Source organism: Adonisia turfae CCMR0081, assembly GCF_011009555.1.
GTDB lineage: Bacteria > Cyanobacteriota > Cyanobacteriia > Phormidesmidales > Phormidesmidaceae > Leptothoe > Leptothoe turfae.
The window spans coordinates 67,161-77,398 of record NZ_QXHD01000004.1 but is presented as its reverse complement, the minus strand read 5'-3'; the positions used below and the strand labels follow the sequence as shown (position 1 = coordinate 77,398).

The 10,238-nt window shown below is 49.3% G+C and carries 7 protein-coding genes and 1 pseudogene; 2 read left to right on the top strand and 6 right to left on the bottom strand.

What is annotated here, in order from left to right:
* Positions 1-296 (top strand): DUF6891 domain-containing protein (locus tag DXZ20_RS37195; protein WP_431732068.1); only part of this gene is annotated, 296 nt, incomplete at its 5' end.
* Positions 297-332: 36 nt separating this feature from the next.
* Here the strand turns inward: DXZ20_RS37195 and DXZ20_RS04460 are convergent.
* The 6 genes and pseudogenes from DXZ20_RS04460 to DXZ20_RS04435 form a co-directional block, all read right to left on the bottom strand.
* Positions 333-637, bottom strand: a pseudogene (locus DXZ20_RS04460) (Uma2 family endonuclease); the annotation flags it as partial.
* An 85-nt stretch (positions 638-722) separates the two neighbouring features.
* Entirely contained in the window at positions 723-2,084 is a 1,362-nt protein-coding gene (locus DXZ20_RS04455; RefSeq protein WP_163696694.1) for a cytochrome c biogenesis protein, read from the bottom strand.
* A 42-nt stretch (positions 2,085-2,126) separates the two neighbouring features.
* A complete protein-coding gene (locus DXZ20_RS04450) occupies positions 2,127-2,867 on the bottom strand; it encodes a cytochrome c biogenesis protein CcdA (RefSeq protein WP_163661920.1) in 741 nt (246 codons plus the stop codon).
* 84 nt (positions 2,868-2,951) lie between these two features.
* Complete coding sequence (locus tag DXZ20_RS04445) at positions 2,952-4,313, bottom strand: FtsW/RodA/SpoVE family cell cycle protein (RefSeq protein WP_163696692.1); 1,362 nt, start codon at positions 4,311-4,313, stop codon at positions 2,952-2,954.
* Between the two features lie 150 nt (positions 4,314-4,463).
* Complete coding sequence (locus tag DXZ20_RS04440) at positions 4,464-6,050, bottom strand: NAD(P)H-quinone oxidoreductase subunit 4 (RefSeq protein WP_163661917.1); 1,587 nt, start codon at positions 6,048-6,050, stop codon at positions 4,464-4,466.
* Between the two features lie 257 nt (positions 6,051-6,307).
* A complete protein-coding gene (locus DXZ20_RS04435; protein WP_163696690.1) occupies positions 6,308-7,252 on the bottom strand; it encodes a class I SAM-dependent methyltransferase in 945 nt (314 codons plus the stop codon).
* Positions 7,253-7,506: 254 nt separating this feature from the next.
* Here DXZ20_RS04435 and DXZ20_RS04430 point away from each other — a divergent pair, with 254 nt between their 5' ends.
* Positions 7,507-10,128: a M1 family aminopeptidase gene (locus DXZ20_RS04430; RefSeq protein WP_163661913.1), complete on the top strand. Its 2,622-nt coding sequence runs from the start codon at positions 7,507-7,509 to the stop codon at positions 10,126-10,128.
* Positions 10,129-10,238: the final 110 nt, after the last annotated feature.

Genomic DNA, 10,238 nt, shown 5'->3' with positions numbered 1-10,238 from the left:
GCTACACGCAAAGCGATGGCTATGAAGACTTTCTTGATGCTTATGAGAATCACCCAAACAAGTCGTCAGTTCTGGGTTATTGCTTCTATCACGGACAGGACCTTGAACGTGCTGTGTATGGTGGTGGCCTGTACTTCGCGTTTGGCCCAGTCGATCCAACTGAGGAAGAAACCAAGGGGCCGGAAATCGGAAACGTTATTCGTGAAGAACTTGAACGTGTTGGCCTGAAAGTCGATTGGGATGGAACGTTTGCCAAGAGGCTAGGCGTGCCCAAATTGGAATGGCAACGGCGTTAATTCATAAAAAGTCGCATAACAAATCGATGCACCTGAAATGTCTTGAGGATAAGGATGACGATTGTCGTAGGTAGACTCTGGTAACCGAACAATAGCTATATCTGGCTCCGGTTCGGAAGCTGCCAAAGTGATGGGACCATTGAAGCGAACATCAGCCTTACCCTGGAGCAAGGTTTCTAGATAGCGAGAATCCCGTTTGGCAACATTGTAAGGGAGTGGGGTTTCCGGTGCCGTTTCGATGATGTCTCCCCCGCTAGCAGCTCCACCTGGCGATTATCTAAAATACCCGCTGCTACCATCTGGTGATAGTCGTTGATAGACCATTTTGCAAGGGTTTTCATTCTAGAACTGCTCCTGACTGGATAGGGTTCTCGATTATCTTGTTTTTAATATGGTTGGTGACAATTGCCCCATAGAAAATGTTCTCTAGAAAACGACTAATTCCTCCGTTGGTTCGGCATCTGCCTGAGTGCTTAGTTCATCCAACACTGCGACTAATTCTCGCTCAAACACCACCTGAGCCCGGTTAGTCCGGCCTCCCACATAAAGCTGATCCCCTTCTTGTAATGCCCAAACTTGAGAGTGGGAGATATAGCTCATAACCACCCCCAACATCAGTAACGCAAAGCCTAAGTAAACAAAGGGTACACCTGGATCTGCTTTGATCTGGAGGCCAGTACTGCCAATAATCTCAGCCACTGATAGAGTCACCCCATTAACGTCCACCGACATGCCTTCTCGCACCGTGGAAATTAGCTCACCTTGCTCGTTGTAAACCAACAAAGTTCCCTGTAAATCTTGGGTAATCAGCGATACGCCAGCACTCATGTCGGGTTTGGTGGGTACCCAAGTTCCCCAAAGCTTACCGCCATCTTCAGTGGCTATGGGGGCCATGGGTAATTGCAAAATGGGACTATTATTGACTTTCACCCGCACTCCTGCAATGGACCAATCCGCTTGGTACATGGTGACATTGCGATAACGTAGGGGCTCATTCACCCATACGGTTTTACGTTTAACTTCGTCACCTTGGTCGTTCAGAACCGATAGGTCTGAGTAAAACTGATCAACACGTCCTTCAGGGCTGTAGTCAATCCAAAAGCGATTCACTTTTACCGACCAATCTTTGGGAATTTGAGGACCTGCCCAAGGTCCGGCATCAAAAATGTTTTGCACTGTAAATGTATTGCCGCTGGGTACCATCTCCTGGGCAAAGAACCCGGTCATGGCTCCATACATGGCTCCCAGCAAAATGATCAGCATGCTGGCATGAACCAAGATGGGACCGATGCGCCCTGCTAAACCTTTATGGGCGTAGAGCATGGTGCCGTCTTTATGGAAGGTTTTGTAGCGTTTTTCTTCCAATAGTGCGGTGAGCTGGTCAAGAGAGCCCTGATTAATCTCGGTGCTGAGGGCCATTTTTTCAAACTGGCGCGGCTTGCTGTAGAAGTTCCAGGTGCGTGAAAACCACCTTAGGGCCGTAATTTGCCGCGTGAAAGTGCAGGCGGTGAGACTGCCGCCAAAGAGAATTAGTAGGGAGAGGTACCACCAAGTGCGATATACGTGGTCCAAGCCTGCTATGAGTAGTACTTTCCAGCTAAGAAAACCGAATAGAGCTGGGTCTTCTGGATAGTTCTGTTGATAAAAGGCTAGGCTTTGCCCTTGTTCGATGACGGTACCCAGGATGCTGAATACGGCAATCACCAGCAGCAAAACGATGGCAAGACGCAAATCTGCAAGCAGAGGAATCAGTTCTTTTTTTAAATAACGTTTGAGGGCAGCAGGCATAGGAAATGTTGATGGAGAGACGTTGCATGTAACGTCTGTATATTAGGCAACTGGCATAAACCGTGATACCAGTGAAAAGACGCCAAAGCCAATGAGCAGAATACCGCTAGTAGGAGTGATCCAACCAGACCATTGGCGAATGGTCAGAATTTTTTTGATCGAAGCTGTGAAAATACCGGCAATGACCAGCGGGGTAACATACCCGATCGTATAAGCCAGTAACAGAGAGCTACCCAGAATCGGATCGCCTTTTTGACCAACCCAGGCCAATAATGTGGCAAGCACTGGGGTACTACAGGGTGAGGCCACTAAGCCGAAGGTGAGACCGAGCAAGTAGGACTTTAGCGATCGCGGAATATTGTTTTGCATAAAGTCCATGCCGCTGTAGGACGGCAAAGGCGGTAGCGGTAAAGCTTCGAGGAGATTGAGGCCCATGATGATTGCGATCGCACTCACCACAATGGGCAAGCCCACACCTACCTGACCATAGACCCAGCCCAGACTGCTGGCCACCACACCTAGCCCAGCCAGGGTAGTGGCTAAACCCAAAGCAAACCAGCTAGATTGGCCAACGGCCTGCCAGCGATTCTCAAGCTCATAACTGCCCATGTAGCCCACTGTGATCGGCAGCATGGACAACATGCATGGTGTCAGGCTGGTGAGTAAACCAGCCGCCATAATAATGGCAACACTGGCCAACGAAAGATGGTTTAGCTGAGCGCCTACCCACTGATTAGCCAGCTGACTAAGGTTATAAAGACTGAGCTGAAGCGTTTCCCACATACAAAATCGGGCTGCAAATCAACGTTACCTACGGACCCCTGTCCATAGCTTCTTAACTTTCCTAATTGTAGTTGTATCGAAACATTAAATGCTTCGTATTCGCTTACGTTTGCGGATGGGCTTGCTACTGAGCTTTGGTTTTGTATTCACTTCAGGGTGAATCCGTGTGGGAGGACGAGGGCGAAAAATTCGTTTGTCAGGTATCTGCTTAGCTTTAGTAGGCGCTGTTTGAGGCTGTTGCCCATGGCGACGACGACGACTGCCAGGTCGATAACGCCTGGGACGAATGGGTTGCTCAGTCATCGCCACAATATCTGCTTCATGTGCCTCACGGGCAACGCGAATCAAGAGCCCAGCAATCACTAAGCTAGACATCATCGAGCTACCGCCGTAACTCATCATGGGGAATGGTAGCCCAGTGGTGGGTAAAGAGCCCGTTGCTACTCCAATATTGATCAGAGACTGGCCCACTAGTAATACCATGCAACCAATGGCAATTAGGCGATTAACTGATGATTTTGCTTTCAGCGCTACTAGCAGGGCAACGGTGCTAAAAACCGCTAAAAACAGCAGCAGCATGACTGCCCCGATAAAGCCAAATTCCTCGGCGTAGACCGAAAAAATAAAATCAGTATATTGAATCGGTAGATACCCCAGCTTCTGCTGACCCATGCCAAAACCGGTACCCCATAGACCACCAGAACCAATGGCGTAAAGACTCTGCACCAGCTGATAGCCATTATCACTTGCCTGGGCCCAGGGATCTAAGAATGAGATAATCCGCTCCCGTTGGTAGGCCTTAATGCTAATACTCAGTAAAGCAGCGACTACCCCAGTGCCAGCTGTCATCATCAGTTGCCCATAGGGACGGCCCGACGCCCAAGCAATCAGCCACAGCGTAATGCCACAAACAGCAGTGGTGCTGAGATTAGGCTGCACCAAGATTGCTAACAAGCAAAGGGCAAATATTCCTAGCCATAGCCACCGCATCGTATTACGTAACCGGTGCCAGCGACCAAATAGTCTGGCACTCTGCAAAATCAAAAAGGGCTTTAGAAGTTCCGAAGGTTGAATCAGGAATGGTCCCAGTGGAAGCCAGCGGGTCGCCCCGTTAACAGTAACGCCCAAACCTGGAATATGTGTTGCCACGATTAATCCCAAACACACAAACAATCCCAGCCCAGAAAACTGCATGACTAGTCTGAGGGGATTGCGTGTAATCCACCGAGACATGAGGAGACCCACAAGAATCCATAAAATCTGGGCCTTGAAATAGCGGGCACCATCACCAACTTCTGCATCAGCCACTGGAAAGGATGCTGAAAATAGAACTACCAAGCCGATGAATAACCAAAGCATGGTCAACCATCGCAGTAGTCTTGCTTCCAGTGCCCAATCTCGCACCGAAAAGAAGTTAATGACACCTGCAAAGCGATTCAGATTCAATGTGATGATCTTGGTGTAGGAGTGCTTAAGAAATAAAGAAAACCATCGACCTTGTCAAGGGGTAACCTCGTAAAGATCGATAGTTTAGTAGAGGATAAGAATTTTTTCCATGTGTAGAGGCGTTCTATGGAACACCTCTACACACGGGACCTATTGGCCGATGGCTGGTGCCTTGGTGGTTGGGATATTGCCAATGGGTAGCGGCGGTTGCCGATCGGCAATGGCAAACAGCTCTGTACGCAAACTTTCGCTCACTTGCATCGTTTTAGCGTCATACACCTGAGTGAGTAGCTTTGGATAGAGGCCAAAGCCAACGATGGGAATCAGTAAACAAGCGATGATAAATACTTCGCGAGGTTCTGCATCAATCAGTGCCTGATGTTCGGTTAACTCCTTGTTCTCAGGACCAAAGAAGATTTCCCGTAACATGGACAGCAGATAGATCGGGGTCAAAATTACACCCACCGCCATCAGCAGAATCATCACCAGCTTGAAGTTAAAACTGTAGGCATCGCTGTTGGCAAAGCCTACAAAGACCATCAGCTCAGCTACAAAACCGCTCATGCCAGGTAAAGCCAGGGATGCCATGGAACAGGCTGTAAACATGGCAAAGATTTTCGGCATCTTGGTACCAACACCGCCCATTTCCGGCAGAATCAGTGTGTGGGTACGATCATAGGTCGCGCCCACTAAGAAGAACAGGCTCGCCCCAATCAATCCATGGGACACCATTTGCAGTACCGCACCGCTCATTCCAAGATTGGTAAAGGATGCAATACCAATGATCACAAAGCCCATATGGGAAATGGATGAGTAGGCGATCTTACGCTTGAGGTTACGCTGAGCAAAGGATGTCAGCGCCGCGTAAATAATATTGATGACGCCAAATAGGATCAGTCCGGGGGCCACGATGGCATGGGCATCGGGCAGCATTTCCACATTCATGCGAATTAGGGCATAGCCCCCCATCTTCAGTAGAATGCCTGCCAGTAGCATGTGCACTGGAGCTGTGGCTTCACCATGGGCGTCAGGCAGCCAGGTATGCAGTGGGAAGATGGGTAGCTTCACTGCATAGGCTACTAAGAATGCGGTATATAGCCAGAGCTGTAGGCGAATGGGAAATTCCTTAGCCATCAGTGCCTGCATGTCAAAGGTGACAGTGTCACCGTAGAAGGCCATGGCTAGGGCTGCTACCAAAATAAAGAGTGAACCGCCAGCGGTGTAGAGGATAAACTTTGTGGCTGCGTACAGACGTCGCTTACCTCCCCAAATTGACAGCAGCAAGTACACAGGAATCAGCTCCAGCTCCCATACCAGGAAGAAGAGCAGCATATCCTGCACTGCAAATACTGCAATCTGAGCGCCGTACATTGACAGCAGCAAGAAGTAGAAAAGCTTGGGTTTCAGGGTGACTGGCCATGATGCCAAGACAGCCAGGGTGGTAATAAAGCCGGTCAATAATACCAGCGGCATCGAGAGGCCATCTACGCCGACTGACCACTTGAGATCTAGGGCTGGCACCCAGCTGTAGCTTTCCACCAGTTGCATCCCGGAGCTAGTGGGATCATAAACAGTCACAAAGGCAGTGACAATTAGGGCAAAATCAATTAACCCAACAATGAGGGAATACCACCGTATTGTTTTGCCATCCGTATCTGGGATGAACGGCAAAATTAATGCTGCCACAATGGGCAGCAAGATGATGGTGGTTAACCAAGGAAATGTTACAAAGTCCATAGACGTTAGGGCCAGTTTCTAGAGCGTGGGCCAAATGATTTAGACCAAAGGTATTCAACATAGATTCTCAGCCAAGACAACGTGGCTGTAGGAATCAGGCTGTTTTATAGCTGCCAGGCGGCAACTGTCCAGCCTTGTTAACCACTGTAAGAATAAAAATATTGATTCCCAGCCATCTCCTGGATTTCTTAAAGGTGTGTAATCAGAACGTTACAAGTCATTAATAAAGTTGGTTGACTCTCAGCTTTGCCAGACAACTAGGCAGGCTTCTGGGCAATGACCACACGGTGCCGAGAGGTATTAATCGTCTGGCTCGGCTGAGCAAAACCTGCATCCATCAGCACCTGATGTAAATCCAGAGCAAAGTACTGATCGAGGTAGGGTTCTGTGCTCTTAAGTAGGGTGAGGACATAGCCAGGCATTTTCTTGTACACCTCCGACTGGGGATTCATGTCCATGATGGTGAAATGGCCACCGGCTCGTAGGATTCGATATCCTTCGTGGATGACATCCAGGGCTGCGGAAACAGGTAACTCATGGAATAGCAAAGACGCTGAGACTAAATCCACGGACTGATCAGCAAAGCCGGTCTTCTCGGCGGCGGCATGTATCCACTGGGGCGTTTTAAGGCCATCTGTAGCTGCATTTGCTTGGTACTGGGCTACGGTTAAAAAGTAGTCGGATAGATCTACACCGACGGTGGTTGCCTGGGGATAGGCCCGTTGCAATGCGCGGGTGCTGAGTCCGGTGCTACAGCCAATGTCCACGATGGTTTCGGGGGGTGTCGGTAATTTTTCAAGCAGGACATCAAGATGGCTTTGACGTAGACGCAAGTCGCCTTGGGCATCGCCTTCGGGCCACAGACGGGCATGGACGGCTTTGGCTGCCACCGATTCCTCTAGGGCAGGTTCCCAGCCAAGGTTGCCTTCTTCGTAGGCGTGAAAGCTGGTGAGGTAATAGTCGGGATAGGTGAGGTTGCGATCGCAAATTTCCTCTCTTTCCTTTTCCCAAACCGGGTTAAATGGCTGATCGCCACCTCGCGATCGCAGTTGGGCCACCTCATCTAGCCAATACACCCCAATAGATTCAGCCCGTTTGATCATCATGTTGCGGGCACGATCCTTAGCAAAATTGGCCAGGGGCTTAATGGCCAAGGCTCCATTGATCAAGCGGTTAATAGAGCGAGTCGCAATGGCGTTCATTTAACGGCACATCTCAAACACGTTTGTCCTATTTAGCTTAGAGCCACGGTCAATCGCTGAACTTTAAGTTTCCTCTCCAAAAACTAAAGATCTCGCTCCAGAGACACTTTAAATATCCCAAAGTGTAGCGGCGTAATCCTAGGGAAAACGTTAACCTAAATTGCTAATACGTTGCCCTTGATCCCTCGCCCTCAATCCTTTTCCCCAGGGAGCAGGGACTGGAGGATAGGGCCTTCACCCACCACAAATTCTCTATGTCCGTCGCTGCCTATTTCAATGCCGATGAAAACGGCCATAAACCCTTCGCGCTTCCCGGTGCATCGCCCCACTATAATCCTGACCGTCCTGGACAGGTTGAGCACATAGCCCTTGATCTAGACTTTGATATTCCTAAGAAAAGCTATAAAGGTACCTGTGCCATTCGCCTCAATCCGGTACGCAATGGGATTGAGAGTTTGACCCTTGATGCCGTTAGTTTGTCCGTCGATTCAATCACGATCGACGACGAGCAGCAGTCCTTTGACTATGACGGTGAACAGCTGCACATTCACCTCAATAAACCTACATTGGCGGGGCAGACGATTACCCTTGTCATTACCTATGGCGTGAAAGAGCCCCAGCGGGGCATTTACTTTATTGCACCCGACGAGCACTATCCTGAAAAGCCTTATCAGGTGTGGACCCAGGGGGAAGATGAAGACTCTCGTTTTTGGTTTCCCTGCTTTGATTACCCAGGTCAACTGGCGACATCTGAAGTGCGGGTACGGGTACCGAAAAAGTATTTTGCCCTGTCTAATGGAGAATTAATCTCTACCGAAGAGGATGGCAAAGCCAAAATCTATCACTGGAAGCTAGATAAGGTTCATCCTAGCTATCTGATGACGTTGGCCATTGGTGAATACGATAGCATTGAAGCCGAATGGCGCGGTCGTCCCGTGCGGTATTACGTGGCTAAAGGGCGCAAGGATCAAATTGAGCTGACCATGGGGAAAACGCCCCAGATGATGGAGAAATTTAGTCAGGTGTTTGGCTACGATTATCCGTTCTCCAACTATGATCAAGCCTGTCCAGCTGACTTCATCTTTGGTGGTATGGAGAACACGACCACCACGTTGCTGACCGATCGCTGTTTGTTAGATAAGCGGGCTGCTATCGATGACCTTCGGTCTGAAACGTTGGTGGCCCATGAGCTGGCCCACCAGTGGTTTGGTGATCTGATAGTTATTAACCATTGGTCCCATGCTTGGGTAAAAGAAGGCATGGCCACGTATTCAGAAGTATTGTGGTTAGAAGAAGCCTATGGCCGTGATGAGGCCATGTATTATCATCTCAACCATGCCCGTGCCTATCTCGCTGAAGATGCTAGTCGCTACCGTCGTCCGCTAGTTACTCACATTTATCGAGAGCCCATTGAGCTATACGACCGACATATATACGAAAAAGGCTCCTGTGTTTATCACATGATTCGTGAAGCCTTGGGGGATCAGTTGTTTACTAAAACGTTGAAAACTCTTCTCACCGAGAATGCCCACACCACTGTGGAAACGGTAGATGTATTACGGGCCATTGACAAAGCAACTGGCAAGAATCTCCGCTATCTGTTTGATCAATATGTTTATCGTGGTGGACATCCTGATTATTCCATTAGCTACAGCTGGGATGGCGATAGTAATCTTGTGAAGCTGATGGTGACTCAGACCCAGGTGGCCGATGGCAAATCCCAGGTGCAAGAAGGACTCTTTGACCTGAAGATTCCCATGGGGTTTGGCTATATTGAGAATGACACGGTCAATGTACAAACCGTAACCGTGAGGATTCACGAACGGCAGCAGGCCTTCTACTTCCCACTTCAGAAAAAGCCTGACTTTATTAGTTTTGATGTGGGCAACCATACTCTCAAAACCGTTAAGTTGGAGTACCCATTAAAAGAGCTCCAATCCCAACTCAAGTATGATCCTGATCCTATCTCTCGCGTATACGCTGCGAAGGCCATTGCTAAAAAAGGCACGTTAGAAGCGGTAGAGACCCTGGGCGCAGCCCTACTGAAAGATTCTTTTTGGGCGGTTCGAGCCGAAGTGGCCGAAGCCCTGGCTACGATTCAGCTGGATCAGGCCGTTGAGGGACTGTTGAAAGGGTTAGATGATCAGCATCCCAAAGTGCGTCGGGCAGTGGTAGATGCCTTGTCTGGGGTAAAAACAGCAGCGAGCTATAAGGCCCTGAAATCTGTTGTTGAAAACGGTGATGAGAGCTACTACGTTGAAGGTGCAGCGGCCACAGCCCTGGGTAAAGTGGGCTCTAGCACTTTAGACAATGGTAAAAATAAAGAGAAAAAGACGCTTAAGCTACTGGAAATGGTGCTAGAAGAGCGCGCAGGTTGGAATGAAGTGGTGCGTTCAGGTGCTATGGGTGGTTTGAGTGTGTTCAAATCTTCAGAAGCAGCTCTAGATTTGTTGCTGCCCTACACCGAGATTGGTACTCCTCAAGCATTGCGGCTGAATGCAATTCGATCGTTGGGTAAGATTGCAGCGGGGCAGAGTAAGGTGAATTGCGATCGCATCCTAGACCGCCTCGAAGCCATTGCCCGCGAAGAGTTCTTCTTAACCCAGGTTGCTGTTGTCATGGCCTTAGGCCAAATGGAGGTCTCTGGCGCAGTGCGAGTATTGCAAGGGCTAGCGGAGCAAAGCCCTGATGGTCGCGTAAAACGCCGTGCTGAAGAAGCCATGGGTAAAGTGCGTAGGGCCATCGGTGCTGATCAGGCAGTCGATGAATTGCGCAAAGATCTTGATGAATTGAAGCAGTTAAATCGGGAGCTAAAGAGCCGGTTGGAAACCTTGGAAGCCAAGGCGAAGGCCGAGAAGAAAACCAAGGAGAAATAAACATTTGTAGGGGCTGCCCTTGTGGCTGCCCCATCCATAACCATCGCCAAACGCCAGCTTATATTGAGATTACAAACCCAAAAATAATGGGGCTTCCCACAAAAGGATGC